The sequence below is a fragment of the Mycobacterium sp. D16R24 genome, from assembly GCF_002013385.1.
Lineage (GTDB): Bacteria > Actinomycetota > Actinomycetes > Mycobacteriales > Mycobacteriaceae > Mycobacterium.
This window is the reverse complement of the sequence record NZ_MAEV01000031.1, coordinates 15,411-41,736: the sequence shown is the minus strand read 5'-3', so window position 1 is coordinate 41,736 and position 26,326 is coordinate 15,411. Positions and strand designations below refer to the sequence as shown.

Sequence of the window (26,326 nt, the reverse complement as noted above, 5' to 3'; positions counted from 1 at the left end):
AGTCTCGCTAATGGTTTATACACCAATTAAATTCACGCGCGAGCAGTCCCCCGCGTAGGGGACTGCTCGCGCGCTCATCGGGAACTAGGCGCCCGCACGCACCTCGGTCGCAGCGGCCACCAGGTTGGCCAGCGAGGCAGTTACCTCGTCAGCCTTCCGGGTCTTCAGGCCACAGTCGGGATTGACCCAGAGACGCTGCGCAGGAACGGCCTGCAGCGCCTCACGTAGCGAATTCGCCATCTCGGCCGTCGACGGCACCCGCGGCGAGTGGATGTCATACACGCCCGGGCCGACGCTGTTGGAGAAGCCGATCGCGTTGAGATCATCGAGCACCTCCATGTGCGAACGGGCAGCCTCGATCGAGGTCACGTCCGCATCCAGGTCAGCGATCGCGCCGATCACCTCGCCGAATTCCGAGTAGCACAGGTGCGTGTGGATCTGCGTCGCATCGGAGACACCCGAGGTGGAGAGCCGGAATGCGCCGACTGCCCAGTCCAGGTACGCGGGCTTGTCCGCCGAGCGCAGCGGCAGCAGCTCACGCAACGCAGGCTCATCCACCTGAATGATGGCGATACCGGCGTTCTGCAGATCCACCGTCTCGTCCCGAATAGCCAGCGCGATCTGGTTGGCGGTGTCCGCCAACGGCTGATCGTCACGCACAAACGACCACGCGAGGATGGTCACCGGCCCGGTCAGCATGCCCTTGACGTACTTCGGGGTCAGCGACTGAGCGTAGGTGGCCCACTCGACGGTCATCGGGTTCTGTCGCGCTACATCGCCATACAGGATCGGCGGGCGTACGCAGCGGCTGCCGTACGACTGAACCCAGCCGTTCTGTGTGGCGAAGAAACCATCCAGCTGCTCGGCGAAGTACTGCACCATATCGTTGCGTTCCGGCTCGCCATGCACCAGCACGTCCAGGCCAAGCTTCTCCTGTAGCGCAATGACATCGGCGACCTCGGCACGCATCCGTCGCACGTACTCGGCGTCGTCGATCTCGCCCTTGGTCAGGGCCTGTCGCGCCTTGCGGATCTCGACGGTCTGCGGGAACGACCCGATCGTCGTAGTCGGCAACTCGGGCAGCTTCAGCCGCTCGTCCTGACTACGACGGCGCTCTGCGGCATCGCCGCGTGAAACACCTATCGCCAGAATCGAATCCAGCCGAGCACGAATCTGACCGTTGTTGAGACGCGGATCCGTCTTGCGAGATTCGACGGCCTCATTCGACGCCGCGAACTCCGCGGCAACAACATCGCGCCCCTCGCCCAGTGCCTGCGCCAGCACCACGACTTCCTTGACCTTCTCGTCAGCGAAAGCCAACCAGCTGCGCAGCTGGTCATCGAGTTCGGTCTCCGGTTCCAGCGAGTAGGGCACATGCAGCGTCGAGCACGATGTCGAGACCGCCACCGCGCCTGCCGATCCCACGAGCGTTCCGAGGGTGCCCAGCGCAGACTCCAGGTTGGTGCGCCAGATGTTTCGGCCATCGACAACACCGGCCACAACGGTCTTTCCGGCCAGCTCCGGCACCGAGGCAATGCCCGATGCCGACCCGTAGACCAGGTCGATACCGATCGCCTCGATCGGGGTGCGGGCCAAGGCCGGGAGTGCGGCACCCAGGTCCCCGAAATAGCTCGCGACGAAGATCGCGGGCCGGTCGGCAACGGTGCCGAGGCGGCCGTACACCCGCTCGGCCAGCTCCGGGCCGTTCGGCAGGATGTCGGTGACGAGTACGGGCTCATCGATCTGGACCCAACCAATCCCGGCCTCCGAAAGCTGCACCAGCAGCTGCTCGTACAGCGATACCACCTCGTCGAGGCGCTCGATGGGTGCACCGGCTCCGTCGACGGACTTGCTCAACGCAAGGAAAGTGATGGGGCCGACGACAACCGGTCGAGCCAGAATACTTAGGGCTGCAGCCTCTTTCAGCTCACCGAACAGCTTCGTCGGGTTGAGCGTGAACTTTGTGTCCGGTCCGATCTCCGGCACCAGGTAGTGGTAGTTGGTGTCGAACCATTTGGTCATTTCCAGCGGCGTCACATCGTCATTGCCACGTGCGGCGGCGAAGTAGCGGTCGAGGTCGTCGCTAATGCCGGCGACGCGGGGCGGGAGCGCTCCCAGCAGCACCGCGGTATCGAGCACCTGGTCGTAGTACGAGAAGGTGTTCACCGGGACGGAGTCGAGCCCGGCGGCCGCCAGTGCGGACCAGTTGTCGCGCCGAAGCCCGGCTGCGACGGTCTCAAGCTCGGTACGACTGGTGCGCCCGGCCCAGTAGCGTTCGGTAGCCCGTTTGAGCTCACGACGCGGGCCGATGCGCGCCGAACCGAGCGTGGTTGCCTTGAATGATGGAGTGGTCATGCTGTCCTCTGTCTACGGCGTGGTGGCCACCGCCCAGGACAAGCAAGCCGAGCCCGAGTAACCAGCACGCAATGTGCTGGTTGAAACCGATTCGGCCATACGCCCATTCCGCGAGGCGATGATCCGTCGGGCGCGGCGCACCCGACACAACTGGCAGGTCTTCGGACTTGCAGGCATTACCCGGGCTCAGGTTTTCCTACGGGCCGTCGCTTCCCAGGATCGTTGGTGGCTTTCCCAGTGCTTATGACGGCGATCGTTCCTGCATACCGCTGCGGGACAGTCCCGGATTCTCACCGGGTTCCCTCTCATGGCAGCCCCGTGGGGACCGTCACTCGATGCCAGTACCGACCGAAGCCGACACTGACAAACCAGCTGCGCCTTACATCATATGCACGCTCGCCCATCCAGTTATTAGTGACTATTCTCTAATATTGTGATCACACGTGACCAGGCACAACAGGTGCTCGAGGCCCAGCCATTCAGTCGCCTCCTGGGTACCTCAATCAGCCGGATCGACGAGTCCGGAGTGCAGCTCTCGCTGGACATCCGCGACGAGCTGCGCCAGCAGAGCGGATTCATTCACGGCGGAGTGCTGAGCTACCTGGCCGACAACGCGATCACCTACGCGTGCGGGCTCGGTCTCGGTGCCGACATCGTCACCAGCGGATACACCATCGAGTACGTGTCACCCGCCCGCGACGGCGTGCGCCTACTCGCCGACGCATCCCTGGTGAGCGCCGGACGCACCAAGGCTCTGGGCCGCTGCGAGATATCCGTCGAGGACCACGACGGCAACACCAAGCTTGTCGCGGTCGCCCAGGGCACGAGCATGGTTCGGCACCGTGGGGCGTAGGCCTCAGTACACCGCCGACGACATTCTCGATGCGGCGCTGAGGCTGGTGACTACGGGAGGGCCGTCGGCAGCCACGGCTGCCGCCATCGGACGGACCCTCGGTGCGCCCTCGGGGTCGATCTATCACCGATTCTCCAGCCGCGACGAGCTCATGGCCCGCCTCTGGCTGCGTTCGATCGCCCGCTATCAGGACGGGATTATCACGGCGCTCGCATTGCCCAATGCTCAGGAGGTCCTCTCCGCGACCATCGATCACGCCTTCGATTGGACGGGGGCGAACCGTAACGAAGCGCTGTTGCTACTCCAGTACGAGAAGGCCGATCTGGTGGCGCACTGGCCCGGCACCCTCGTCGCCGACCTCACGGCGCTGAACTCGCGGGTCCGCATGGCGTTGCGCGAGTTCGCCGAACGGCAGTTTGGTGAAGTCACTACCGAGGTGCTCGACAAGGTTATGTTCGCACTGATCGATATGCCCTACGCCGCGGTGCGGCGTCATCTCCCCGACAAGGGTGAGCCGGCGCCGTGGCTACGCGAGTTCATCCACACGAGCGCGCGGAATCTCCTCTCGCCGCAGAACTAGACCGTGGCGTATTTCTGACGCAGTGCCTTTTTGTCGAGCTTGCCGAGCGCGGTCAGCGGCAGCGAATCGGCGACGATCACATGCTTGGGCGACTGCACCGAACCCTTGCGGTCCTTGACTGCGGACTGAATCTCGGACGTCATCTTGGACACCGCGTCACCGCTGCGGTCGGCATCCGCACGCAGCACCACGATTGCCGTGACCGCTTCGCCCCACTTCTCGTCGGGCACCCCGATGACACCAACCTGCGCCACCGAAGGATGTTCGGCGACAACATCTTCCACCTCACGGGGGAACACGTTGAAACCACCAGTGACGATCATGTCCTTGGTGCGGTCGACGATGAACCAGAAACCGTCCTCGTCCTCGCGCGCGATATCGCCGGTACGCAGCCAGCCGTTCTTGAAGGTGTCGGCGGTCTGCTCGGGCAGTTCCCAATAGCCCCCCGCCACCAACGGTCCGGCCACGCAGATCTCGCCGGGCTCGCCCTGATTCACCGGCTGGTCGTTGTCGTCGAGCAGCGCGGTACGCAGGAATGCCGAGGGCCTGCCGCAGCTGGAGAGCCGCTGGGCATCGTGATCACCCTTGGCCAGGTAGCTGATCACCATCGGCGCCTCGGACTGTCCGAAGTACTGCGCAAAGATCGGCCCGAACCGCTCGATGGCCTCCGCCAGCCGCACCGGGTTGATGGCCGAGGCGCCGTAGTAAACGGTCTGCAGCGAGGACAGGTCGCGAGTGTGTGAATCCGGATGGTCCATCAGCGCGTAGATCATCGAGGGCACCAGCATGGTGGCCGTGATCTTGTGCTCTTCGATCGCGGCCAGCACGGCGCCCGCATCGAACTTGGGCAACACCACCATGGACCCACCCTTCATCAGGGTCGGCATGAAGAACGCGGCACCGGCATGTGAAAGCGGGGTACACATCAGGAATTTGGGGCGCTCCGGCCACTCCCACTCGGCCAGCTGGATCTGCGTCATGGTGAGAATCGACTGTGAGGTGCCGATGACGCCCTTGGGCTTACCCGTCGTTCCGCCCGTATAGGTAAGGCCATTGATGTGGTCCGGCGACAGGTTGACCGGCACCAGCGGCTTCGCCGCAAGATCCGCGGCCGCGGCGACCAGGTCATGCCCAACCTCGGCCAGCTCGGCGGGGACCGGGCCGAGTGTCAGAACGCGGGTCAGCGTAGGCACCTTCTCCACCAGGGCGGCGGCGCGCTCGACGAACTGCGGGGTGGGGTCGATGACCAGCGTGGTGATCTGGGCGTCGGCCAGCACATAGGCATGGTCGTCGAGCGACCCGAGTGGATGCAGCGCGGTACGCCGGGTGCCCAGCAGCTGCCCCGCGCCGATGACCAACAGCACCTCGGGGCGGTTGAGTGCCAACATGCCCTGACCATCGGTCGGATCGGGCACCAGCGCGGTGAACGCCTGGATGTACTTGCTGATCTCGTCGGCCATCTGTGCGCCGGTGAGCGTCACGTCCCCGAGCACCAGCGCGGGCGCGTTGGCGTTCTTTTTCAGGGCGGCGACCAGCAGGTGCCCGGAGTTGATCGACCCGTGCAGTGGGTCAAATGGGTCAGGCATCGCGCTCCTCAGTAATGGTCGCCGATCAGGCACTTCGCTCGACGTTAGAACATGTTCTAGTTTTGGGCAAGAACGGGCACGTCCACCCGCTACGCAGCGCCCCGTCCAGTCCCCCGAGAAAGATTCAATAGGCTTGCTAGGCTAGCTAAATGCCCAAGTCGACGGCCACCGGCGCGCTACTCATGGCCTTGACGCTGTTTGCCACGCCTTTCGCGAGCGCCGACCCGGCAGATCCCGATCCGTTCAACCCCGGCGATTGCATCGGCAACGCCAATGCGGTCTGCAACGTTGGCCCATACGGCCCGAACAGCATGTCGAATCCGGCAAACCCCGCCAGCCCGCTCAACCCAAACAACCCCGCGAACCCGGCCAGTCCCATGAATCCCAACAACCCGGCCAACCCCGCCAGCCCGCTGAACCCGATGAATCGCCCGGGTCAGATCTGATAGGGCGCCCCTTAGGTCACGGTGAATCCCTTGGCTCGCTGCGTGTCTTGGGGGCTCCACAGCGTCGAGGTGACCTCCGCCTTCACCAGCGGGACAACCTCTTCGGCGAATCGGCGCAGGGTGTCCTGCTGTTCCTCGAAGTCGGCCTCGGGGCTCAACGAAATCGACTGAAACTCGTGGCCGAACGCGTCATGCCACTGAATGATCTTCTCGGCCACACGTTCCGGCGAACCGGCCAACACCGGCCCGCGAGCTGCCGCGTCCTCGATCGATTCGAAGGACGGAAATTTGCCAACGGCGTTCGGATGGTCTTTGAGCTTCGCCATCTGCGCCAGGCGTGCCTCATAGATGGGCCGGTACTGCGCGATGGCCTGTTCGGTCGTATCGGCCAGGTACAGCCCACCCGAGCCCGCACCCACATGCAGGTTGGCCGGGTCGTGCCCGTTCTGTGCATACAGCTCCCGATACCTGTCGATAAGAACCTTGTAGTTTTCCTTGGGCTGCAAGGCATTTGCGGTGACTATCGGGTCACCCCACTTGGCGGCGAGTTCGACCGCGAACGTCGAAGTCGCCGACCCATGCCAGATCCGGAACGGTCCATCGTACGGCCTGGGCAGCGTCGTCGCGTCGGCAAGTGGGTGCCGGTGCACCCCCGCCCAATCCACGTGCTCCTCACGCAGCAGCCGCCGCAGCAACTCGTAGTTCTCCTGCAGGTACTCGTACTGTCGGGCGATATCCAGGCCCATCAACGGGTACTGACGGTCTTCGTTGCCCTTCCCGATGACGATTTCGAGCCGGCCGCGGCTCAGCTGGTCGATGGTGGCGAAGTCCTCTGCCGCACGCACCGGGTCCAAGAGGGATAGCACCGTGACGCCGGTGGATAACAGGATCCGGTCGGTGGCGGCGGCCACCGCTCCCAACAACACCGTAGGAGCCGAGGACAGCACGTCTCCCGCATGTCGTTCCCCGACCGCGAAGGAGTCAAAACCCAGGCTCTCCGCCAGCACCGCGGTCTCGACCACCCGGTTCAGCCGGTCGGCGGCGGGCGCCAACGCCCCCGTCGAGGGGTTTGGCAGATGGAAGACAATGTCGAGAAGCTGAAAGCGCACACCACCAGTATGCATAAGCGGACTCCGGTCCGGCAGGGGGAAATTCTCTGATGATCACCGAACTGGACTCGGTGCTTCTGGACGTCCCAAATCTCGCTGACGCAAAGGCCGCTTACTCGAGGCTGCTCGGCACGGAAATTCCGCATCCCCAGCTCCATCTCGGGCTCCCCGAATGGGCGCCGCACCCCGGGATGCTGTTTCGCGTCGAGGACCTGTCCTCCGCGGCTCGGCTGGTCGATCGACGCGGCCTTCCCCTGACTCCTCACGGAGAGCTCGCCGCGGGCCAGGCCGACGGACTCACCCTGGGACTGAGTCAGCGGCCCGCACGTCCGGAGCCACCGAGTGGCCAGATCGATCACCTGGTGCTGCTCTCCCCCAATCGCGACAGAATCATCGCGACGTTGTGCGGACGGCTCGGCTTCGACCTGCGCCTGGATCGCATGCAGTCGTGGGGTGTGCACCAGTTGTTCTTCCGGTGCGCCGGGCTGGTGGTTGAGGTGGTGTTGCGCGACGACGCCCCCTCCGGCCCCGATTCACTGTGGGGAATCGCCTGGCGCACCGCCGATATCGACGCGACCCATGCTCGCCTGACAGCCGCCGATGTCACGCTCAGTGATATCCGCAACGGCCACAAGCCGGGAACACGAGTCGCCACCGTCAAGGATCCCGGGCTGGCAGTCCCGACAATCTTGATCGAACAGCGCTAGCCGCCTACTAGGTTGGAGTTCATGACGACTCCGAACCCCGGAAGCTGGCAGCCTGATCCCGACGGCCGGTTCGAATTCCGCTGGCACGACGGCCAGCGCTGGACAGACCAAGTCGCACACCAGGGCAGGGTCAGTTCGGCACCGATCGGAGGCTCCGCACCGGCCGAACCACAGGTCACGTCGCCCGCCGCGGCTGCACAGCCGGCGCCTCAGGCTCAGCCCATCGGCGACCAATTCTCCGGTATCAGTGGAGATCTGGTGGACGGTCGATTCAGCGAAAACGAGGCCAAGCCGATCTCCAACCAGAACGCAAAGCTGTTGCGCGTTCGCCTCGGCGAGCCATTCCTGGCACGTCAGGGATCGATGGTGGCCTACCAGGGCAATGTCGACTTCGCCTTCGAGGGCGGCGGCGCGGCCAAGTTCCTGAAGAAGGCGCTGACCGGTGAAGGCCTGCCCCTCATGCGGTGTTCGGGCCAAGGCGACGTGTTCCTTGCCGAACGTGCCTTCGACGTTCATCTGCTGAATCTGAACAACGCGGGCCTCTCGATCAGCGGCAAGAATGTGCTGGCCTTTTCGGCCGGACTGAACTGGAACATCGAGCGGGTCAAGGGCGCCAGCATGGTGACAGGCGGTCTGTTCAACACGACATTCCGCGGAACCGGTTGGGTCGCGCTGACCACCGACGGTCCGCCAGTGGTGCTCAATGCCGCCGAGGCGCCCACATTCGCCGATACCAACGCGGTAGTAGCCTGGTCGGCGAATCTGCAGACCCAGCTCAAGACGAGCTTCAAGGCCGGCGCCCTCATCGGCCGCGGCTCCGGAGAGGCGCTCCAAGTCGCATTCCAGGGCCAGGGGTTCGTCATCGTGCAACCGTCCGAGGGCGTCCCCGTCGTCACCGCAGGCTAGGGCGTCACCTCTCCCCAAGCAGTCCGGATAGCTCCCGCGCTCCGCGCGTCAATGTCGTGATCAGCACGTCCCGCTCCCTACGGGTCGCGCTGGGCAGCAGCGGACCCAGCTGAAGTTCGTACGCGGCATCGGCGCCCTCGAAAATGGGTGCCGCCAGATAGCTGATCGGCAGTGCCTCGTCCGACGTCAGTTCATTGCTCGAGTAGGGACGCGAGGTGAGCCGGGACAGCTGTCGTAGCAGCCGTTCGCGCAGCGCCGCCTCCATTACCTCCGAGCCCACCGAACCAAGCAGGTCCGAGAGCAGATCGACCATCCCGGTGTCATCGTGATCGGGGCGGTAGACCACATATCCATAGTCGGCAACCTGCTGCACGAGCCGCTGACCGGAACGCGCACTCAGGCCACGGGCCGTACCGAGCCACCGCGCACGTTCGTCGGACGAACGCCACGGCATGACCGCCGAACCGGCGGGAAAGGCAAGCGGGATGCTCTGGCCCACCGCGAATCCCGCGACAGCCCGGCGTCCCGCCTGCGCCTTGGCAACGATCGTCAACGTCTTCGAGCTTATTCGGCTGACCGTCGCCCCGGCATGCGCCTCTGCGGCAATTCGGGCCAGTGCATCCTGAATCTCCCGGGGCATGGTGGCCTCGACGGCACGGGGCAGGGCCAACCCGACGCGGTACCGAAGCTCATCATCACGCACCAACCACCCCGCGGCCTCCAACTCGTTCACCACGGCGGTCGCGGTGGCACGGGAAATGCCCGTGGTTGCGGCAATATCGCTAAGCGATTTGGGTTGTGTTGCAGCAGCAAGCATTTCCACGATTCGCACCACACGAACGGTCGGCGGCGAGGTGGCCGGCATGGGTTCTCCCCTCTTGCGCAATGCAAGGTCCAGGTCTACAGTGCATCGACTATTCGCCCCAAGGTAGTCGAATATTCGACACGGAGGTAGACATGATTCTGGACCGTTTCAGGCTCGACGGCAACGTCGCGGTCGTTACCGGCGCGGGCCGTGGGCTCGGCGCGGCGATTGCGGAGGCCTTCGCACAGGCGGGCGCCGATGTGCTGATCGCCTCGCGTACCGAATCGCAGCTGCGGGAGGTCGCGGAGACGGTGGAGGCGGCAGGGAGGCAGGCCGAGATCGTCGTCGCCGATCTGTCCGATACCGAAGCATCCGCCTCGCTGGCCCAGAAGGCAGTCGACCGGTTCGGACGACTCGACATCGTCGTCAACAACGTGGGCGGCACCATGCCGAAACCGTTCTTGGACACCACCAACGAGGACCTCGCCGAGGCCTTCTCATTCAATGTCCTCAACGGGCATGCACTGCTGCGCGCCGCCGTGCCACACCTGCTCAAATCCGACAACGCGTCGGTCATCAACATCACGTCCACCATGGGCCGACTACCGGGCCGGGCCTTCCTGGGTTACTGCACCGCCAAGGGCGCGCTGGCTCAGTATACCCGCACGGCCGCAATGGATTTGAGTCCGAGAATTCGAGTCAACGGCATCGCCCCCGGCTCCATCCTCACCTCTGCCCTGGAAATCGTGGCGGGCAACGACGAGGTGCGCGCAACGCTGGAGAAGAACACGCCGCTGCATCGACTGGGAGATCCGGCCGATATCGCGGCAGCCGCCGTCTACCTCGCCTCACCGGCCGGCAGCTTCCTGACCGGCAAGGTGCTCGAAGTCGACGGCGGCCTCATCGCGCCCAACCTCGACATTCCCCTACCCGACCTTTCCTGACCGCTTCCAAAAGGGACTGATATGACGAAAACACGTGTAGCCGTCTGGGGCACAGGCAATGTCGGCCAGCATGCACTCGCCGGCGTGATCACCGACCCGAACATGGAGCTGGTCGGGGTGTGGGTCTCCGGAGCGAACAAGGCCGGAAAGGACGCGGGTGAGCTCGCCGGGCTCGACCCCACCACCGGCATCTCCGCGACCACCGACCCGGCGGAGATTCTGGCACTCAAGCCCGACTGTGTGGTCTACACCGCCATGACCGACAACCGGCTGATGGAAGCGCTCGAGGATCTGCGCTCGATCCTCGAGGCCGGAATCAACATCGCCGCCAGCGCGCCGGTATTTCTGCAGTATCCGTGGGGCGTCCTCCCGGAGAACATGCTGGAACCCATCGAAACCGCGGCACGGGAAGGTAACTCGTCGATCTTCATTGGTGGAATCGATCCAGGTTTTGCCAATGACCTGCTACCGCTTGCGCTCATGGGCACCTGCCAACGCATCGATCAGGTGCGCTGTATCGAGATCGTGGACTACGCCACCTACGACAGTGCAACGGTGATGTTCGACGTCATGGGCTTCGGAAAGCCGATGGACGAGACGCCCATCCTGCTGCAGCCGGGAGTGCTGTCCCTGGCCTGGGGCTCGGTGGTACGACAGCTCTCCGCCGGTCTCGGCATCGACCTGGACGAAGTCACTGAGGCCTACGAAAAACTGCCCGCGCCCGAGGATTTCGAGATCTCATCGGGGCATATCCCCGCGGGAACGATGGCCGCGCTGCATTTCGAGGTGCGCGGCATGAAGGACGGCAAGGCCGTGACGGTCCTCGAGCACTTCACTCGCCTGCGCGAGGATCTGGCACCGGACTGGCCACAGCCCGCACACGAAGGTGGCACCTATCGTGTCGAGATCACTGGGGAGCCCAGCTACATCCTGGATTTGGGCTCATCCAGCGCGCGTGGCGATCACAACTACGCCAATCTGATCGCGACGGCCATGCGCGTGGTCAATGCGGTACCTGCCGTCGTCGCGGCCGACGCCGGTGTGCGCACCACACTGGATCTACCGCTGATCACGGGGAAGGGGCGCGCAGGGTAACGCTGCGCGTCTGCCGACCCTACTGCGCAGCCGGGTGGGAGGTCACGGCTTGGATTCAGCCGGGATGTGCAGCCGGATCAGCTCCGCCAAACGTTGTCCGACGTCATCGAGTGTCTCGGTCGACTGCTCCGCGATCGACATGATGACCGCACCTTCGATCGCGGCGATCATTGTCCGCGCCAGCGAGCGAGCGGTGGCCGCTTCCACCCCGTACTTCTCGAGGCGTCCCGCGAGGAGCTCATGCCAATCCCGGAAGGCGTCGGCCGCCGCCGCGGCGGCCTGAGGTGCGTCGGTACGTCCCAGCACAGCAGCGACGATCGGACACCCCGCCTGCATCTCGGTTTCGCCGAGCTGCGCCTTCCATAGCTCGATGAACAGTTCAATCCCCCGGGCCGGGTCAATCCCGTCACCGGCCGCCTTGATGATGTCCGTCAGCTCCCGCCCCGCAAGACGAGTCGCCTCGGCGACCAGCTCCTGCTTGCCGCCGGGGAAGTTCAGGTAGATGGTTCTCCGTGAAACACCGCTGTCCTCGAGCAGTGCGTTGAGACCGGTTCCCGCGACGCCCCTGCGCCGCACCAGACCCGTCACGCTTGCGATCAAGGCGTCACGTGCCGACATCCTGCCTGCCTCCAAACTTGTCAGGTGTTAACTATACCGCTCAGTCTACCGAGGCGTCTCCGGCATGGGGCAATTACCGGAACATTGCAGTAAACCAATCGGTGTACTAGCGTCGGCCGCGTGGCAGACCTACACGACCCCCTCCCCCTGGCCTCGGGCCAGGTTCTGCGCAATCGGCTCATGAAGTCGGCCCTCAGCGAGGGCCTCGGCGACGCATCCCAGGGCCCTGACCACCGGCTCGTCGAGCTGTACCGCCGCTGGGGAACCGGCGGCTTCGGCCTCGTCGTGACCGGCAATGTGATGGTCGACCGCAGTCATCTGGGCGAGCCGGGGAACGTGGTCATCGAGGACGACAGACATCTCGACGGACTGTCCCGGTGGGCCAAGGCGACCAAGGACGGCGGCGGCCTGATTTGGATGCAGGTCAACCATCCCGGCAGGCAAGCCAACCCGCTCGCCACGGCATCCCAGCCGGTGGCACCCTCGGCAATCAAGATGAATGTCCCCGGCTGGCAGGCCCCACGCGAGCTCGCCGACGACGAGATCGAGAACATCATCGACCGATACGCCACTACGGCCACGATCGCGGATACCGCCGGGTTCGACGGTGTTCAAATCCACGGCGCACACGGCTATCTGGTGGCGCAGTTCCTGTCGCCGCGCACCAACCGGCGCACCGACCGGTGGGGCGGTGACCCCGAACGTCGCATGCGCTTCGTCCTCGAAGTTGTCCGCCGCACTCGGGCTGCCGTGAGCCCCGGCTTCTCGGTCGCCATCAAGCTCAACTCCGCGGACTTCCAGCGCGGAGGCTTCACCGAGGAGGAGTCGCGGGCAGTCATCGCAGCACTCGCCTCCGAAGAGGTCGACCTCATCGAAATCAGCGGCGGTACTTACGAATCCCCGGCGATGGAGGGCAGACCGCTGGTCACATCGGCGTCGACCCAGGCCCGCGAGGCCTACTTCCTGGAGTACGCCCGCACCGCCCGCGAGGCGGCCGGAGCTGTTCCGATCGCGGTGACCGGCGGGTTCCGCACCGAGGCCGCGATGTCAGAGGCTGTCCGATCGGGCGATTGCGATGTCGTGGGACTCGGGCGTCCAACCACCGTCAACCCGGTCGCCGCCGACAGCCTGCTGACGGCACGCCACGACAAGCTCACCGTCCCGGAAGCCTCCCTCCCCATGCCTGCGTGGCTCGCGGCGACCGGCAGGGCGAAGTCTTTCCTCAGCGCACTGGAACTCCAGTGGCACAACACCCAACTGCACCGCCTGGGCGCGGGGACCGACCCGGACCCCACTATCGGCCCATGGATCACCGCACTTCGGCTCCTCAAGAACAATGGAGTCGACGCCTTTCGGAGAAGGAGAAGTTCATGACGGACAAGACACTGCGCAAGTTCCGCAGGGAGCGGGCGATGGGGCGCTACCTGCTCAATCCAGCCGTCGCGGCATTGACGAAGCTCGGCCTGCACACGGCGCTCGCCTCGGAGCTGGAGAGCACCGGCCGCAAGACCGGCCAGCTGCGGCGGGTCCCGGTCTCGGTCCAGTTCGACGCGACCGGCGCGTGGGTGATCAGCCAGCACGGCACCCGCTCGGGCTGGGGCAGCAACATTGCTGCGAACCCGAATGTCCGCCTGAAGCAGGGAAACAGGTGGCGCACCGGCACCGCCCAGTTCCGGCCCGATGATGACGTCGTCGCGCGGGGCCGCAAGTTCGGGGCCGTCGGTGCGCGGGTGGTCAAGGCACTGGAAACCACCCCCGTATCGGTACGTATCGACTTCACCGACTAATCACCCTTGGCACACTTGCGCAGTTTTGTGCCATTGAGCTAGCGTGGTGCTCATGGTCGATCAGAGCGCCATCACTCGCCCCGTCACCCTGGACGAAGGGCTCCGGGAAGCAATTCCTATGCCGGTGGATGACGCCGGCGGCGACTCCGCGCAAGCACCGCGACTGGGTGCCGATTCCCTGGTGTGGAAGTTCTACGGCGATATCCGCGGCGTGCTGGGCTTTCAGCGACTCGCAGGCACCGAGAACTGCATCGAGCAGCTGGGCAAGGCGGTCGAGGACCACTCGGTGATCTTCACCGACACCTTCGGCCGGGCACGCCGCTCCGGCCCGCCCATCATGAAGACCATCTATTCGGCAGACCCGCAGAAGTGGGGCCGAATGGTGCGCGATTTTCATAAGCCGATCACCGGAACCATCAGTGACGGGTCGCGGTACCACGCGCTCAATCCGGAGCTCTTCTACTGGGCTCACGCGACGTTCGTCGATCAGGTGCTGTACATCACCGACACGTTCATCCGGCGTCTGTCCTACGCGGAGAAGGTGCGAATCTTCGAGGAGAGCAAGGTCTGGTACAGCCTGTACGGCGTCAGCGCCCGCAATCAGCCGCAGACCTACGACGAGTTCGTCACGTACATGGAGGGGATGTTCGACCGGTTCGTGCCGACGAAGACGATCCTGTACGCAACGGGGTACATCCGTCAGGGTGTGCCCGGGCCCAAGCAGATTCCCAAGCCCCTATGGCGGGTGTTATCGGCGCCCTTGAACGCCTTCATCCGGACCGTCATCGTCGGAACACTCCCACCGCAGATGAAGGCGGTCTGCCGACTGGAGTGGAACGACAAGAAGGAACGCAATTTTCAGCGCTTCGCCAAGGTCATGCGCACGCTGAACCCGGTGTTCAACAGGCTGCCGGTGCGTGCGCTCTACCTGCCGTGGGCTTCCGAGGGCTGGAAGCGTGAAGGAGTCGACCCCCGTCCGCTGTACAACCGGGCGGCATGACCCACACACCGATGAGCAGCGTGCGCGAAGAGGCGAATACTCAAGGGGTGACCATCGCCCCACCCGCCGATGCCGTGCTCGATGCTGCGCGCACCGAGTTCGAGCGACACGGCATGCGCCGTGCCAACATGGACGCCATCGCGCGACGTGCCGGGGTAAGCCGACGCACCCTCTACCGCCGCTTCCCCACCAAGGAAGCGCTGTTCGAGCACCTCATCGAAGCCGAGTGCCTGCTCATCTTCGGCCAGCTCGCCATCGTCGCCCATGGCCAGGATGCGCAAGGTGCCATTGTCGAGTGCTTCACATTGGCCATGCGGCTCATCACCGAAAACCGCTTGGCGGGCACCATCATCGAGAACGAGCCCGAGCTGGTGATCGGACTGAACACCCCCTCTGGCGATAAGGCCATCGTGCGCGCCAGTGCGCTGGTGGCGACCTCTCTTCGGCACAGCGGCGTCACCATGCCCGACGAGGCCGTGCTGGCGGTATCGGAAATCCTTGTGCGCCTTGTGGGTTCGTTGCTTACGAATCGCGCGGGTGTTCTCGATATCACCGATACCGTGGCGGTGCGCCGCTATGCACAGACATATCTCGCGCGCATGGTGTGGTGAGTCTTAGTTCAGAAACTGACCACGAGTCGGGATCTGACTAGACTATTCGCATGGCTACTCGGCGGCAGATGTACGCAGAACAGACTCGTTCCGATCTTCTGGATTCCGCACGTCGGCATTTCACAACCACGGGCTACAACAGCGTGACCGTCGACGACATCGTCAGCAGCATCGAGGTCAGCAAGGGCACGTTCTACTACCACTTCTCCGATAAGCAAGCGATGTTCACCGCGCTGCTCACCGAATGCCTGACCGAGACCGCCGACACCGTCACCACCGCCATCCGCCGTCTGGACAAGCCGGGCCCGAGCGGCCCGCAGGTCGCCGCCACCTCCGCATGGGTCTATTTGTCGCGGTCACTCAACGACACGACCTACCGGGAGCTCATGCGTCAGGCACCGATGGTCCTCGGCGAGGAGACATACCGCCACATCGACGAGACCATCGTGCTACCGCCCTTGGTCACCCTCATGGAAACCCTCGCTGCCCGTGGCGAGCTGAAAGCCGATGTGCACACCCACATGGCGGCCCGGATGCTCATGACTATGTTCGTCACGGCCAACAGCATCATCGCCGAATCCGCTGATCCCGCAACAACGATGACCGAAGTCGCCGACACGATCGCCACGATGTTCAGCGGGATTGTTCTCGGAGATGTCCCGCTGGCGCGTGCGGCGGCTAACGGATAGCCAGGAACAACAACGTGCGCAGGAACGGGCGCACCGCGAACGCCGTCCAGCGCAACGGGAACCAACCGACCCACTTCGGGGTGACCGCCACCGTCCAGCGCACCAGCACCTTGTTGCCCTCAGCGGCCAGCTCCCAGCGTTCGCCGAACGACTTGAGCACCAGTGGAACTGAAATACCCGTGCCGATCGCGACCAGCTTGAGGCCCTCCTCGCTGTGGACCACCTTCTCAGTGATCGCGAACAGCGGCGTGCGGGTCACCACGTGGTCACCCGATCTCACCGGGCCGGACACAAAAGGAATCGACTCCAGATAGCCGCCCTCCGAGACCTGGGTCCACACGCGCTCGACGGGCCCCGGCACGCTGATCTGCGCGGTGACCGCAAATGATGCCGTCTTGTCGAAAAAGTCGGTGTCCGGCATGGTCACCCCAAAACGACGGGGTCCGCTGTCACCGGAGGCGAGACCGAAAAGCACTGCTGCTCCCAGCAGCCCCCCGATAGCCAGCACTCCCACGATGATCCCGATCAGCACCGGAGTGGACATGGTCCTCCTTGAATTCGACGCGGCTTGCTAACTGACCCGAGAGTCAGTTAGCAAGCTAGACCCCTACCAGCACCCGCAGAAGGGCAAGCGCGGAAGTTAGTGATCGAGACCAGCCCGGGGCCTCATTTCCTGGGGCCAGCCCCCGTATCGCTACCGGCGACCGACACGCAAACTTGCGCCCGCACATCGGGTAGCTCTACTCATGCCATACCGGGCGGCGACTGCCACTGTGGTCGCATGAGCACATCGGAGCCCACGGTCCGCGCATCCACCGCGTACTACGTCCAATCCGCCATCGCCTTCGCGGTCGCATTCGCCTCGACACTGGGTGGCGTCGCGTACCTGCCGATATCGCCATGGCCCCGTGCGTTCCTGGCGGTGTGCACGCTCTTCCTGGTCACCAGCTGCTTCGGGCTAGCCAAGGTCGTGCGTGATACCCACGAATCGCAACAGGTACGCAACCGGCTCGACGAGGCGCGCATCGAGCAGATCTACGCCGAACACAACCCGCTGAAGTCGGCGGTCTAGGTCAGCAATCGGTCACCCGCGCGCAGCAAAGCGCTCGGGACCTCGTGCCCGACTACCGATTGCACCAGTCGGGCTGCCTCGATCGCGGCCTCGAGATCAACGTCGACGTCAATATCGCTGTCCCGCAGCAGATACACCAGATCCTCGGTGGCGATATTGCCGGTCGCGCCGGGCGCGAACGGGCAGCCGCCGAGTCCACCGATCGAAGAGTCGAGCCGCGTCACCCCGGATTGCACAGCGGCGTAGGCGCTGGCCAAACCCGATCCTCGGGTGTTGTGGAAGTGCGCGCCCAGCGGTGCGCCGTCGACAATGGGTCGAACGGCCGCAACGAGATTCGTGACGCGGCGTGGGGTGGTGGTGCCGATGGTGTCGGCCAGGGCGAAACGATCCGCGCCCCCTTCCCGGGCCCTGCGCACGATGTCGAGAACCCGATGTTCGGGGGTGGCGCCGTCGAAGGGGCAGTCCCATGAGCAGGCCACGATGACTTCCACCGTGGCACCCGTATCACGCGCGAGCGCCACGATCTCCTCGATGCGCGCAGTGGCCTCGGCACTAGTGCTGCCCACGTTGGCGCGACTGTGTCCGTCCGACGCAGAGACCACGTACTCCAGTGAGGTGAGCCCGGCCGCAAGCGCACGCTTGGCACCGTTCGGGCTGGCGACGAGTGCGGAGAACTCGATATCCGGATAGTTGTACAGCTGCGCCGACAGTTCTGCGGCGTCGGCCAGCGCCGGCATCTTGGAGGGTGACACAAACGCGGTGGCCTCTACCTCCCGCACCCCTGTCGCGACGATCGCGTCGAGAAGTTTCAGCTTGTCCGCCAACGAGATCGGTGTCTCGAGCTGAAGTCCATCCCGCAGCAGCACCTCGCGGATGGTGACGTGGGCGGGCAGCGGCACGTGCTCCTCGCGCAAGCGGCTCATCGTGCTCATAGCACCCCCTCGGCACGCAGCTTCTCGATATCGGCGGCGCTCTTGCCCAGCAGCCCCACGAAGACGTCCTCGTTGTGTTGCCCGGGCCGGGCCGGGCCCGCATTCCGGACGCCGCCCGGCGATTCGGACAGCACCGGAACCACTCCGGGTCCCAGCACCGAGCGGCCGAGGCGCTCGTCGAAATGCTCGACGAGCATCTCCCGCGCCTTGAGCTGCGGGTCCTGCACCACATCGGCAACGGTATTGATGGGTCCGGCGATCACGCCGGCCGCGCTGAGCACATCGATGATGTCGGAGGGCAGGCGTTGTGCCGCCCACCCGGCGATGATCGCGTCGAGCTCATCCTGATTACGGCCACGTGCAACGTGATTGACAAATCGATCATCGGTGCTCAGCTCCGGTTGATCCATCGCCTCACACAATCTGCGGAACACGGTGTCCTGGTTAGCGGCGATGACCACCCAACTGCCATCGGCGCTCTGGTAGATGTTCGATGGCGCGATGCCTTCCAACCGGGTACCTGACGGGCCCCGTACCACCCCACCCACGTCGTAGTCGGGAATCGTGGATTCCTGCACGGCCAAACAACTCTCGGTCAGCGCCGCATCGACGATCTGTCCGCGACCGGTGACGGTCCGCCGATAGAGCGCTGCCAGTGCGCCCTGGGCCGCGAACATCCCGGCGAGAGTGTCACCAATCGAGAGCGCCATCCGCGGCGGCGGGCCACCGGGGAATCCGTTGAGGTGCCGCAGGCCGCTGGCGGCTTCGGCCACCGAGGCGTATCCGGCCTTGTGCGCATCCGGACCGGTCTGTCCATAACCGGAGACGCGGACCAAGATGATGCCGTTGTTGCGTTCCGCCAGGACGTTGTAGCCCAGACCCCACTTCTCCAGGGTCCCGGGCCGGAAGTTCTCGACGATCACATCCGACTTCTCGACGAGATCGAGAAACAGTGTGCGCCCGGCCTCGGTGCGCAGATCCAGGGTGATGGCCTTCTTGTTGCGAGCGTGCACCGTCCAGAACACGTGGTGCCCGTCGACCTCCGCCTGACCCCAGGTCCGTAGCGGATCCGGTGCACCGGGCGGCTCAATCTTGAGCACCTCGGCGCCCATATCCCCGAGTAACCGCCCCGCGAAAGGCCCGGCGATCAGGGTGCCCAGTTCCAGCACCCGGATCCCATCGAGAGCACCCGTCATTGCAGTGACGCTACCCCGAACCAATTGAACGCCGGCATCGTCTAACCACCGGCATGAACAGAACTGGCCGCCGTCGCCTTGGCGAGCGTCTTACTCGCCAAGGCGACGGCGGCCAGTCCCCGCGACCTCGACGTCCCGGACGAGGTCGCTATCGCAGCAGTGACTACTTCGTGGTGTAGCCGCCGTTGATCAGGATGGTCTGCCCGGTGATCCACCAGCCATCACTGACGAGGAAGCGGATGAACGGAGCAACGTCCTCGATATCGGTCAGTCCGGTCTTCGAGAACGGTGAGAGTGCGGCGGCGGTCTTGTGATACGCCACGGCATCCTCACCCTCTGCCGGGTAGAAGAACGGCGTGTCCATCGGGCCCGGACCCACGGCCGTCACCGAGATACCACGCTCCCCGAACTCCTTCGACGCAGCGCGGGTGAAGTGTTCGACGGGCGCCTTGGTTCCGGCATACGCCGCATAGAACGGGGTGTACGCACCCAGCAGCGATGTCACCAGCGTGACGATCTTGCCGTTATCGTTAACGTGCTTACCCGCCTCCTTGAGGAACAGGAATGCGGATTTGGCGTTGACCGCGCTCGCCGAGTCGTACTCCTCCTCGGTGATTTCGGTGAACGGCTTTTTGATGACCTTGCCGACCGTGTTGATTGCGATGTCGGGACGCCCCACCGCTTCGACGGTGTCCGCGAATAGTTTGCTTACTGCGTCTCCGGTGGTCAGGTCACCCTGGAACGCCACCGCCTTCGCTCCGCCCGCTTGGATCGCGGCCACCGTCTCATCGGCGGCGTCCTTGCTCGACGCGCTGTTGTAATGGATCGCGACGGCACCGGCGCCATTGGCGGCGAGATCCCGGGCGATGAGCCCACCCAGATTCTTGCCTCCACCGGTGACGAGAACTGTCTTACCATTTAGCGAATGATCTGTCACTCGATTATCTCCCTTTACACGTGCGCGGACCCGTCATGGCGAGTGGGTCTCATGGCTACCCACATCTCCCTACAAAATCATAGGTTTAACTAGCACAAGGAAAAACCATATTATTCTTGTATACGCACAAGTAGGAGTTGTCATTGCAGATGAGCGCGACAGCCGCAGATAGTTCGCTGGCCAACTTGCTGGATTCCCGGCGATTGTTTCAGTTCGTCGTGGCCGCGGAGGCCCCGACTCTGGCCGCCGCTGCGGCGGAATTGTTTATCACCCAGCAGGCGCTGTCGTCGGCGATACGCCAACTGGAGCGCGACCTTGGCGTCGAGCTGTTCTCACGCGCGCAACGCAGTCTGCAACTGACCGACGCCGGCCACGAGCTGTACACCGGAGCAAGGCCGCTCCTGGCCGGAATACGTGTGCTGGCCAACGCAACACGCAATTTCTCGAATCCGCAGCGGGCCTTTGTCATCGGGCACTCTCCTGCGATATCCAGTGAGGAGGTCTATCGGATCATCGAGCCTGCGGTCATCTCGGACCCCCTGGTGTCGATCACCGTCCGACAGGTCTTCCCGGGAACCATGCGCGAGGGCCTCCTCGATGGCTCGCTCGACCTGGCGCTACGCCGCGGGGTGGATATGCCCACCGACCTGGCCACCGACACTGTGCTCTACCAGCCGCTGCGCATCGCGGTCGTGCAATCTCACCCCCTCGCCGCCAGCGATCGGATCGATATCATCGAGATCGCGGACTATCCCATCGTGGTGTGGGCCCCGCCCCGCCACTCCTTCTACACGGACCTGCTGGTTTCACATTGCCGCCGAAGCGGTTTCGAGCCACAACTACTGGTCAATCCGGTGCAGGGCACCCCGCCGTACACGGCGGTGCTCGCGAACCCCGATCATTGCGCGTTCGTCACCGAGGACCCGGGCGTTGTCTACCGCGGCAAGGTGCGAGTGATCGAGATCGCAGATCCCCCACTGGTTCCCGTGCAGGCGGTGTGGCTCCCGCATTCGGTGTCGGCCGTCCGCAACCGGCTGTTCGAAGCCGTGCAGCGCACGGCTGTTGTCAGCACGACATCACCGTTGGAAGATGGAGGCACTCGGAGCACGAGCCCAAAACCCGCCCATGTCACGCCCGGATCGGATGTTCAGTGATCACCAGGACGCCGGCCGTGTACTGGCGAGCATCCTTGCGCCATACAAGATGCAGGACGTCGTGGTGCTCGCGCTGCCACGTGGCGGAATTCCGGTGGGGCGGGAGATCGCGACAGCCCTGAGGGCTCCTCTAGAAGTGCTAGTCGTACGCAAGCTCGGCGTTCCGGAACATGAGGAGTACGCGATGGGGGCCATTGCCAGCGGCGGCGAGGTGGTCGTCGACGAGGACATCGTGCGCGCGATGGGAATCGGCCCCGAACAGCTCAGGGATGTAACCGCCCGTGAGCGTCGCGAACTGGCCCGACGCGAACAGCTGTACCTAAGACACCACAGCATCGACATCGAGGACAAGACGGTTGTTCTGGTCGACGACGGCATTGCCACCGGTGCGACGATGCGCGTCGCATTGCGGGCGATCAAGCGAACATCGCCCGCTCGAGTGGTGGCGGCGGTTCCCGTTGCCCCCCCAACCGGCGTTCCACCGATTCGGTTCCCTTGTGGACGATTTCGTGGTCGCGTCATGCCCCTCCCGATTCCAGGCGGTAGGCGACGCCTACGAGGACTTTCACCAGATCTCCGACGACGAGGTCCGTGCCCTACTCTCTCCGCCAATCACCAGATAACCTGACCGGGCGCCTACCGTGGGGGCATGCGCACGGTCGTCATGGCAGTCCTGTCTCTCGCCGTCCTCGCGGGCTGTGGCGATCGCGGGCTCGATACGCCGCGGGCAGCAGCCGATACCTCGGTCGCCACCCCGATGGAGGTTCCGCCCGGCGCTTCATCTGTCGTATTTGAGGACGACGCGCGAATCCTCGACAGCCGTCCGAGTACATTCGACACCTGGAGTCGCTCCCCCGACGGCAACGCCGTGGTCGTGCACTTCACCAGCGGCACACCGCAGTGCCACGGCGTGCACGCGACCGTCCGCGAGACCGATGACGCCGTAGAGATCGCACTGCGCGGTGGCACGCCACGGGAGGCCGTCGGCAGGGCGTGCGTCCTGATCGCCGTGCAGGGCAGTCTTGCCGTGCCGCTGGCGAACCCACTCGGCGACCGGCCAGTTCTCAGCATGTCGTAACGATCACTTCACGGGGTCGTGCTTGAAGCTCACCCTGACGATGCCGTGGTCGCCGGTACCCGCCTCCCGGTGATTCTCGAAGTTGAGATGGTCGTTGTTGATCAGCAGCCCGTCGAAGAGCCAGACCCGCTTACGGCTGTGGTCGTAGAACTGCTCGCTGACCATCACGTGGTCGAGTGACTCCCGCAGATCTTGATGTACGTGGGTGTAGTACACGTCGCGTGTGTCCCGATATTCCTGCAACGTTTGCGCCGAGTAGAGTCCAAAGTCGCTGCCCCCCTGAGAATCTCCGACGAGATAGCGCGGTTGGCTGGTCAGGATGTTGGCCGTGTTGCTCTCTTTGCCGTCGTTCATATCGCCCAGCACGATGACCGGAGTCTCGGTGTCGCGCATGACCCCGTTGAGCAGCACCCGCACAGCCACCGCCTCGGCGGTGCGGCGGATGGTTGAGATCCCATCACCCAGCGCCTGTTGATGCGGCCGGTAGGTCGCCGAGGACTTCTTGTACCAGGCCTCCCTGCTGATCTGCGTGGGCAGCTTGGACTTGAGGTGCACCACAAAGACTTCCGTGGCCGGTTCGTCGTCGCGCAGCTGAACCTGGAAGTTCAGCACGGGCCGGGAGAAGCTCTTGATCGAGACGTCGATAACGGGTGCCTGCGGGTCCGCGGGGTCGTCCCTGGACTCAAGCCGCACAGCCTTGGGGAAGTCGGTTATCCACCTGGGCTTTCCGGTCAATAGGCCCTTACGAACCAGCGCGGCGCAGGTGATGGAGGTTCCTATCGCAGGAGTGGCCAGGACGTCGTATTCGTCGGCCAGGCCCTGCGGGTCCACCGCAAGGACCGCCTCCAGTGCCTTCTTGCTCCACACTTCCTGCATCCCAACGATATCCGCCCCGATGATCCCCAATTGCCATGCCGCCCATTCGCTCTTGCGCTTGAATTCCTCGGGAGTCCATGGCTTCGAGGTGGGGTAGAGCGGTGTGTCCGCGTCCTGCAAGTTGTACATGTTGAACGTCGCGACACTCAAGGTGGTGCGAACCATGCGTGCCACGGTATTCCGCGAACCTCCGTACGTCGAGAGTATTCGCCCGATTGATACATGTCCGTCATGCCGGAACGCCCACTCACCGTAAGCGCGCCAGGTGGGGTTCTCGTGTTGTTTCCTATCCCGCAATGTTCCGTGGCTAACTTCCAGCCATGGACATGGGTCTGGCGCCCGCGGACGTCATGGATCCGATGTACTGGCTGGGCGCGGGCGGATTGTTCGGTGGCGCCGTACTGGCCGGAGTCATGGTCATCGTCTTCATCGAGACCGGCCTGCTGTTTCCGTTTCTACCCGGCGACACCCTGTTGTTCTCCGCAGGACTGATTGCCGCCCAGCCGAATTCACCTGTCTCGATCCAAGTGTTGGCGCCATGCGCCGCCGTGGCGGCTCTGCTCGGCAGCCAATGCGGGTACTTCATCGGGCGTCGGCTGGGTCCGGCGCTGTTCAAGAAGGAAGATGCCCGCTTCTTCAAACAGCGGTATCTAACCGCCTCCCGCGAGTTCTTCGATAAACACGGACCCAAGACACTGCTGGTTGCCCAGTTCATCGGCGTGGTGCGCACCTTCACCCCGGTCATCGCCGGCATGTCCGGGATGCGCTATCCACAATTCTTGCTGTACAACGCCATCGGTAGCGCAGCATGGGGTGTCGGGCTGACAACGGTCGGCTACTTCCTGGGTAACGTCGCCTTCGTCGGCGAACACCTGGACGTCATCATCTTGGTCGTCGCCATCTTGTCGACCCTCCCGGCCGCCGCGACGGCCGCCAAGGTGCTCCTGGAGAAACGGCGCGCGGTCACCGATTACGGCTAGGAGCCCACCACGGTCTGACGGTCGTAATGCCGTTTCACCCGAGCGCAGTTACCGCACCTCGGCGTGCACCATTCCCAACGAGGGTGCTCCTCTACGAAGTAGAGCACGCAGTTGGTGGCGTTCCGGGCCGCCGAAGAAGTCGACGGCCTGACGAGCGAGCGTGCTGATCGTGGTGACGGCCTGGGTGTGCGTCATGCCGGACGTCGGCGGTCTCGGATCCTCGGTGACTTCGGCGGCCAGGCACCGCAAGGCGTCACACAGGGCCCGCAGGTCACACGGTCCAGTTGAACGACATCGCCGATGCACCACTGTCGCCGTGTGTGGTGACCCGCGTCGAGGGACTGCGCGGCGCCACCGCCTTCTCGACGGTGCACGTGGACATCGCCGATGCACCACGCACAACCGAATCAAACTGTATTCGCGAACGCGGACCACCCTCGGTCGTATGGCCGTGGGGTTCCGCGTTTGTCGCATTCGGTTGTCTTGCCTTATCGAACAGGCCGTTCCCCCCGAATATTCCGCGCCGGGCTGACTGATTTATCACAGGCCATCGTGGATGGCAACAGATAGTGCTCACGTTATTAGAAGCATCGCAAGTAGATCTTCAAAAGCATTGGAGCGCAGACACAATGACCGCCATCACCGCCACCTCGAAGGCAATTTCCACTAACGCAAGCCGCGTTGTCGCCGCGGCCGGTATCGGTCTCGCGATCTTGGTGCCAAGCTTCGCCGCCATCGAATTGACCGCCGCGCCGACCTCCAGTGTCGTCGCCGGCGCGGGCAATAACGGCTCGGGCGGCAATAACCGGGATCATGCCCGGCTGGGCACCGGCCAGTACTCGATGAACAACGCCGGCCCGCAGATGCGTTACACCCCGCCCGCCAGCGGCGAGTTCATCGGCGGCATCAACTAACCCACCCAAAGACCAAGAGCCGCTTCCGGATCAGCCTACGGAAGCGGCTCTTTGCCGTTGAACGAGAAGATGGACAAGCCAGGGCAGGATCAGCGGACTTCGAAGTACTCATCATGGTAGACACCCGTTCCCACCGCGCCGTCACCGACGACAACTCCGCGAAATACTCCGTGTACCTTGTTCAGCCAGTGGTACTGGTCACTGCCGGTCTCGAAATGTGCATGTCCGCGCAAGACCGCTCCGGCCGAAAAACCTGCCGACATATCGCACCGGCCATGGCCGTGTATATAGATCGCCGCGCCGTCAGCGGTCTGCATGGTTCCTCGATAATCTGCGGTGCCAGTCCCGTCCGGCCCGATAACGAACCAGTCGGCATTCGCGCCGCCCAGAGTCTGCGCGGAAATCCCTCGACCCTCCAGCCTGCCCTCCGGAATTTCGATAACCACTCGTGTGCCGGCCGGCGTAGTGGGCAATACTACGTACTGAGCCACGTGCCAGACGCCCCGGAAGAGCGGCACCAAAGGCCGCTGAGGAGCTTCTCGTCGAGGCCGGACCGCACGCCGTCGAGGTACGTGCCGTCGCCACCCGAGTCGGTATGACCAATGCGGGCGTCGCTCACCATTTCAAGAACCGCGACGGTCTGCTCGTGGCACTACTGCATCACGGCGGTACCCGGATCCGCGACGCAGTCGAGAACGCCACCCATGACTGGGTCAGCCGCGGCGCGCAGGTGTCGGAGTTGGTGGACTGCATCGCCAATGTCTATGAAGACGGCTACGGGGAGTTGGCCATCGCCCTTCACGCTGCAGGGTGGCGCGATGACGGTGCCGGGCTACTGGATCCCCGTCGTCGACACCCTCCATGCTGCCCGGAGGCCGTCCCATGGTCGCCGACCACCGTGCGATGACACCCGTCTTGCCGTCGCCGCTCTACATCTGGCGCTTGCCACGGAAGCTGCTTGCGGAGCGGCATTTCGCCGCAGCGCCGGCATTCTCGAACCCTACGCGAGGCGAGGCCGCCAACAACGACTGTGGTGGGTGCGTACCCTCGTCACCGTTCTGGACATCGACGAGACGCACTCCACAACGACCAGCGG

The 26,326-nt window shown here is 64.2% G+C and carries 30 protein-coding genes, 2 pseudogenes and 1 riboswitch; of the genes and pseudogenes, 19 read left to right on the top strand and 13 right to left on the bottom strand.

Annotated elements, in window-relative coordinates; genetic code table 11:
• Positions 1-84: 84 nt before the first annotated feature.
• Positions 85-2,355, bottom strand: coding sequence for a 5-methyltetrahydropteroyltriglutamate--homocysteine S-methyltransferase (metE, locus tag B4383_RS23155; protein ID WP_078293725.1), 2,271 nt, complete (start codon positions 2,353-2,355; stop codon positions 85-87).
• A 134-nt stretch (positions 2,356-2,489) separates the two neighbouring features.
• A riboswitch (cobalamin riboswitch) is annotated at positions 2,490-2,713 on the bottom strand.
• Between the two features lie 75 nt (positions 2,714-2,788).
• Here metE and B4383_RS23150 point away from each other — a divergent pair.
• Complete coding sequence (locus B4383_RS23150) at positions 2,789-3,208, top strand: PaaI family thioesterase (protein WP_078293723.1); 420 nt, start codon at positions 2,789-2,791, stop codon at positions 3,206-3,208.
• Entirely contained in the window at positions 3,198-3,788 is a 591-nt protein-coding gene (locus tag B4383_RS23145; protein WP_078293720.1) for a TetR/AcrR family transcriptional regulator, read from the top strand. The genes B4383_RS23150 and B4383_RS23145 overlap by 11 nt, the downstream gene beginning before the upstream one ends.
• Here B4383_RS23145 and fadD8 read toward each other — a convergent pair.
• Positions 3,785-5,374 carry a fatty-acid--CoA ligase FadD8 gene (fadD8, locus tag B4383_RS23140; protein ID WP_078293718.1) on the bottom strand — a complete coding sequence of 530 codons (1,590 nt, stop codon included), beginning with the start codon at positions 5,372-5,374 and terminating at the stop codon, positions 3,785-3,787. The two genes, B4383_RS23145 and fadD8, sit on opposite strands and share 4 nt — an antisense overlap.
• Before the next feature lie 149 nt (positions 5,375-5,523).
• Here fadD8 and B4383_RS23135 point away from each other — a divergent pair, with 149 nt between their 5' ends.
• Complete coding sequence (locus B4383_RS23135; RefSeq protein WP_078293716.1) at positions 5,524-5,820, top strand: hypothetical protein; 297 nt, start codon at positions 5,524-5,526, stop codon at positions 5,818-5,820.
• Positions 5,821-5,831: 11 nt separating this feature from the next.
• Here the strand turns inward: B4383_RS23135 and B4383_RS23130 are convergent, their stop codons facing one another.
• Positions 5,832-6,929, bottom strand: a complete 1,098-nt coding sequence (locus B4383_RS23130; RefSeq protein WP_078293713.1) for an LLM class flavin-dependent oxidoreductase — start codon at positions 6,927-6,929, stop codon at positions 5,832-5,834.
• Between the two features lie 50 nt (positions 6,930-6,979).
• On the opposite strand from B4383_RS23130, the gene B4383_RS23125 reads away from it, so the two are divergent.
• Positions 6,980-7,636 (top strand): VOC family protein, encoded by a 657-nt coding sequence (locus B4383_RS23125; RefSeq protein WP_078293708.1) that lies wholly within the window; start codon positions 6,980-6,982, stop codon positions 7,634-7,636.
• A gap of 21 nt (positions 7,637-7,657) precedes the next feature.
• Positions 7,658-8,542: an AIM24 family protein gene (locus B4383_RS23120; protein ID WP_078293705.1), complete on the top strand. Its 885-nt coding sequence runs from the start codon at positions 7,658-7,660 to the stop codon at positions 8,540-8,542.
• Positions 8,543-8,546: 4 nt separating this feature from the next.
• Here B4383_RS23120 and B4383_RS23115 read toward each other — a convergent pair whose 3' ends face one another.
• Positions 8,547-9,407 (bottom strand): helix-turn-helix domain-containing protein, encoded by an 861-nt coding sequence (locus B4383_RS23115; protein WP_078293702.1) that lies wholly within the window; start codon positions 9,405-9,407, stop codon positions 8,547-8,549.
• Positions 9,408-9,499: 92 nt separating this feature from the next.
• Between B4383_RS23115 and B4383_RS23110 the strand changes: the two genes are divergently transcribed.
• Both B4383_RS23110 and B4383_RS23105 read left to right on the top strand, forming a co-directional pair.
• Positions 9,500-10,291 carry an SDR family oxidoreductase gene (locus tag B4383_RS23110; RefSeq protein ID WP_078293700.1) on the top strand — a complete coding sequence of 264 codons (792 nt, stop codon included), beginning with the start codon at positions 9,500-9,502 and terminating at the stop codon, positions 10,289-10,291.
• Between the two features lie 21 nt (positions 10,292-10,312).
• Positions 10,313-11,386, top strand: a complete 1,074-nt coding sequence (locus B4383_RS23105) for a diacylglycerol kinase (RefSeq protein WP_078293697.1) — start codon at positions 10,313-10,315, stop codon at positions 11,384-11,386.
• A 42-nt stretch (positions 11,387-11,428) separates the two neighbouring features.
• Here B4383_RS23105 and B4383_RS23100 read toward each other — a convergent pair whose 3' ends face one another.
• Positions 11,429-12,004: a TetR/AcrR family transcriptional regulator gene (locus tag B4383_RS23100; protein ID WP_078293695.1), complete on the bottom strand. Its 576-nt coding sequence runs from the start codon at positions 12,002-12,004 to the stop codon at positions 11,429-11,431.
• Between the two features lie 120 nt (positions 12,005-12,124).
• Here B4383_RS23100 and B4383_RS23095 point away from each other — a divergent pair, with 120 nt between their 5' ends.
• From B4383_RS23095 to B4383_RS23075, 5 genes are all read left to right on the top strand, one after another.
• Positions 12,125-13,378, top strand: coding sequence for an NADH:flavin oxidoreductase/NADH oxidase family protein (locus tag B4383_RS23095; RefSeq protein ID WP_078293691.1), 1,254 nt, complete (start codon positions 12,125-12,127; stop codon positions 13,376-13,378).
• Positions 13,375-13,791 (top strand): nitroreductase family deazaflavin-dependent oxidoreductase, encoded by a 417-nt coding sequence (locus B4383_RS23090; RefSeq protein ID WP_078293688.1) that lies wholly within the window; start codon positions 13,375-13,377, stop codon positions 13,789-13,791. Before B4383_RS23095 ends, B4383_RS23090 begins: the two co-directional genes overlap by 4 nt.
• Positions 13,792-13,843: 52 nt before the next feature.
• Positions 13,844-14,791 carry an oxygenase MpaB family protein gene (locus tag B4383_RS23085; protein WP_078293788.1) on the top strand — a complete coding sequence of 316 codons (948 nt, stop codon included), beginning with the start codon at positions 13,844-13,846 and terminating at the stop codon, positions 14,789-14,791.
• An 11-nt stretch (positions 14,792-14,802) separates the two neighbouring features.
• Complete coding sequence (locus tag B4383_RS23080) at positions 14,803-15,402, top strand: helix-turn-helix domain-containing protein (RefSeq protein ID WP_078293786.1); 600 nt, start codon at positions 14,803-14,805, stop codon at positions 15,400-15,402.
• A gap of 68 nt (positions 15,403-15,470) precedes the next feature.
• Positions 15,471-16,091, top strand: coding sequence for a TetR/AcrR family transcriptional regulator (locus B4383_RS23075; RefSeq protein ID WP_078293686.1), 621 nt, complete (start codon positions 15,471-15,473; stop codon positions 16,089-16,091).
• Here B4383_RS23075 and B4383_RS23070 read toward each other — a convergent pair.
• A complete protein-coding gene (locus tag B4383_RS23070; protein WP_078293683.1) occupies positions 16,081-16,635 on the bottom strand; it encodes an SRPBCC family protein in 555 nt (184 codons plus the stop codon). The genes B4383_RS23075 and B4383_RS23070 overlap by 11 nt on opposite strands.
• 237 nt (positions 16,636-16,872) lie before the next feature.
• Here B4383_RS23070 and B4383_RS23065 point away from each other — a divergent pair, with 237 nt between their 5' ends.
• Complete coding sequence (locus B4383_RS23065) at positions 16,873-17,163, top strand: YiaA/YiaB family inner membrane protein (protein WP_078293681.1); 291 nt, start codon at positions 16,873-16,875, stop codon at positions 17,161-17,163.
• Here the strand turns inward: B4383_RS23065 and B4383_RS23060 are convergent.
• The 3 genes from B4383_RS23060 to B4383_RS23050 form a co-directional block, all read right to left on the bottom strand.
• Complete coding sequence (locus B4383_RS23060; RefSeq protein WP_078293784.1) at positions 17,160-18,062, bottom strand: hydroxymethylglutaryl-CoA lyase; 903 nt, start codon at positions 18,060-18,062, stop codon at positions 17,160-17,162. The two genes, B4383_RS23065 and B4383_RS23060, sit on opposite strands and share 4 nt — an antisense overlap.
• A 29-nt stretch (positions 18,063-18,091) precedes the next feature.
• Positions 18,092-19,291, bottom strand: coding sequence for a CoA transferase (locus B4383_RS23055; protein ID WP_078293679.1), 1,200 nt, complete (start codon positions 19,289-19,291; stop codon positions 18,092-18,094).
• A 163-nt stretch (positions 19,292-19,454) separates the two neighbouring features.
• Positions 19,455-20,228, bottom strand: coding sequence for an SDR family oxidoreductase (locus B4383_RS23050; protein ID WP_078293677.1), 774 nt, complete (start codon positions 20,226-20,228; stop codon positions 19,455-19,457).
• 149 nt (positions 20,229-20,377) lie between these two features.
• Between B4383_RS23050 and B4383_RS23045 the strand changes: the two genes are divergently transcribed.
• The 3 genes and pseudogenes from B4383_RS23045 to B4383_RS23035 all read left to right on the top strand — a co-directional run bounded on the left by B4383_RS23045 (position 20,378) and on the right by B4383_RS23035 (position 22,460).
• The gene (locus B4383_RS23045; RefSeq protein WP_078293675.1) at positions 20,378-21,382 is read left to right on the top strand and encodes a LysR family transcriptional regulator; all 1,005 of its coding nucleotides are present in this window, start codon (positions 20,378-20,380) and stop codon (positions 21,380-21,382) included.
• Positions 21,372-22,005, top strand: a pseudogene (locus B4383_RS23040) (phosphoribosyltransferase family protein). The gene B4383_RS23045 and the pseudogene B4383_RS23040 overlap by 11 nt, the downstream one beginning before the upstream one ends.
• A 26-nt stretch (positions 22,006-22,031) precedes the next feature.
• The gene (locus B4383_RS23035) at positions 22,032-22,460 is read left to right on the top strand and encodes a hypothetical protein (RefSeq protein ID WP_078293673.1); all 429 of its coding nucleotides are present in this window, start codon (positions 22,032-22,034) and stop codon (positions 22,458-22,460) included.
• A 3-nt stretch (positions 22,461-22,463) separates the two neighbouring features.
• Here the strand turns inward: B4383_RS23035 and B4383_RS23030 are convergent, their stop codons facing one another.
• Positions 22,464-23,501: an endonuclease/exonuclease/phosphatase family protein gene (locus B4383_RS23030; RefSeq protein ID WP_078293671.1), complete on the bottom strand. Its 1,038-nt coding sequence runs from the start codon at positions 23,499-23,501 to the stop codon at positions 22,464-22,466.
• A gap of 155 nt (positions 23,502-23,656) precedes the next feature.
• On the opposite strand from B4383_RS23030, the gene B4383_RS23025 reads away from it, so the two are divergent.
• The gene (locus B4383_RS23025; protein WP_078293666.1) at positions 23,657-24,316 is read left to right on the top strand and encodes a DedA family protein; all 660 of its coding nucleotides are present in this window, start codon (positions 23,657-23,659) and stop codon (positions 24,314-24,316) included.
• On the opposite strand, the pseudogene B4383_RS27300 reads toward B4383_RS23025, so the two are convergent.
• Together B4383_RS27300 and B4383_RS27295 are read right to left on the bottom strand one after the other, a co-directional pair.
• A pseudogene (locus B4383_RS27300) lies at positions 24,313-24,589 on the bottom strand (CGNR zinc finger domain-containing protein); the annotation flags it as partial. The gene B4383_RS23025 and the pseudogene B4383_RS27300 overlap by 4 nt on opposite strands.
• Complete coding sequence (locus B4383_RS27295) at positions 24,588-24,716, bottom strand: hypothetical protein (RefSeq protein WP_286150725.1); 129 nt, start codon at positions 24,714-24,716, stop codon at positions 24,588-24,590. The pseudogene B4383_RS27300 and the gene B4383_RS27295, both read right to left, overlap by 2 nt.
• A gap of 229 nt (positions 24,717-24,945) precedes the next feature.
• On the opposite strand from B4383_RS27295, the gene B4383_RS23010 reads away from it, so the two are divergent.
• Positions 24,946-25,230: a hypothetical protein gene (locus B4383_RS23010; RefSeq protein WP_078293657.1), complete on the top strand. Its 285-nt coding sequence runs from the start codon at positions 24,946-24,948 to the stop codon at positions 25,228-25,230.
• Positions 25,231-25,319: 89 nt separating this feature from the next.
• Here the strand turns inward: B4383_RS23010 and B4383_RS23005 are convergent, their stop codons facing one another.
• A complete protein-coding gene (locus B4383_RS23005; protein ID WP_286143908.1) occupies positions 25,320-25,748 on the bottom strand; it encodes a DUF3237 family protein in 429 nt (142 codons plus the stop codon).
• On the opposite strand from B4383_RS23005, the gene B4383_RS23000 reads away from it, so the two are divergent.
• Positions 25,703-26,137 carry a helix-turn-helix domain-containing protein gene (locus B4383_RS23000; protein ID WP_217697271.1) on the top strand — a complete coding sequence of 145 codons (435 nt, stop codon included), beginning with the start codon at positions 25,703-25,705 and terminating at the stop codon, positions 26,135-26,137. The genes B4383_RS23005 and B4383_RS23000 overlap by 46 nt on opposite strands.
• Positions 26,138-26,326: the final 189 nt, after the last annotated feature.

Coding starts and splice junctions, on each gene's coding strand:
- B4383_RS23090 (WP_078293688.1), top strand. CDS start 13,375: ATGACGGACAAGACACTGCGCAAGTTCCGCAGGGAGCGGGCGATGGGG.
- fadD8 (WP_078293718.1), bottom strand. CDS start 5,374: ATGCCTGACCCATTTGACCCACTGCACGGGTCGATCAACTCCGGGCAC.
- B4383_RS23115 (WP_078293702.1), bottom strand. CDS start 9,407: ATGCCGGCCACCTCGCCGCCGACCGTTCGTGTGGTGCGAATCGTGGAA.
- B4383_RS23125 (WP_078293708.1), top strand. CDS start 6,980: ATGATCACCGAACTGGACTCGGTGCTTCTGGACGTCCCAAATCTCGCT.
- B4383_RS23025 (WP_078293666.1), top strand. CDS start 23,657: ATGGACATGGGTCTGGCGCCCGCGGACGTCATGGATCCGATGTACTGG.
- B4383_RS23080 (WP_078293786.1), top strand. CDS start 14,803: ATGAGCAGCGTGCGCGAAGAGGCGAATACTCAAGGGGTGACCATCGCC.
- B4383_RS23120 (WP_078293705.1), top strand. CDS start 7,658: ATGACGACTCCGAACCCCGGAAGCTGGCAGCCTGATCCCGACGGCCGG.
- B4383_RS23055 (WP_078293679.1), bottom strand. CDS start 19,291: ATGACGGGTGCTCTCGATGGGATCCGGGTGCTGGAACTGGGCACCCTG.
- B4383_RS23110 (WP_078293700.1), top strand. CDS start 9,500: ATGATTCTGGACCGTTTCAGGCTCGACGGCAACGTCGCGGTCGTTACC.
- B4383_RS23135 (WP_078293716.1), top strand. CDS start 5,524: ATGCCCAAGTCGACGGCCACCGGCGCGCTACTCATGGCCTTGACGCTG.
- B4383_RS23085 (WP_078293788.1), top strand. CDS start 13,844: ATGGTCGATCAGAGCGCCATCACTCGCCCCGTCACCCTGGACGAAGGG.
- B4383_RS23045 (WP_078293675.1), top strand. CDS start 20,378: ATGAGCGCGACAGCCGCAGATAGTTCGCTGGCCAACTTGCTGGATTCC.
- B4383_RS23100 (WP_078293695.1), bottom strand. CDS start 12,004: ATGTCGGCACGTGACGCCTTGATCGCAAGCGTGACGGGTCTGGTGCGG.
- B4383_RS23065 (WP_078293681.1), top strand. CDS start 16,873: ATGAGCACATCGGAGCCCACGGTCCGCGCATCCACCGCGTACTACGTC.
- B4383_RS23010 (WP_078293657.1), top strand. CDS start 24,946: ATGACCGCCATCACCGCCACCTCGAAGGCAATTTCCACTAACGCAAGC.
- B4383_RS23035 (WP_078293673.1), top strand. CDS start 22,032: ATGCGCACGGTCGTCATGGCAGTCCTGTCTCTCGCCGTCCTCGCGGGC.
- B4383_RS23075 (WP_078293686.1), top strand. CDS start 15,471: ATGTACGCAGAACAGACTCGTTCCGATCTTCTGGATTCCGCACGTCGG.
- B4383_RS23070 (WP_078293683.1), bottom strand. CDS start 16,635: ATGTCCACTCCGGTGCTGATCGGGATCATCGTGGGAGTGCTGGCTATC.
- B4383_RS23105 (WP_078293697.1), top strand. CDS start 10,313: ATGACGAAAACACGTGTAGCCGTCTGGGGCACAGGCAATGTCGGCCAG.
- metE (WP_078293725.1), bottom strand. CDS start 2,355: ATGACCACTCCATCATTCAAGGCAACCACGCTCGGTTCGGCGCGCATC.
- B4383_RS23030 (WP_078293671.1), bottom strand. CDS start 23,501: ATGGTTCGCACCACCTTGAGTGTCGCGACGTTCAACATGTACAACTTG.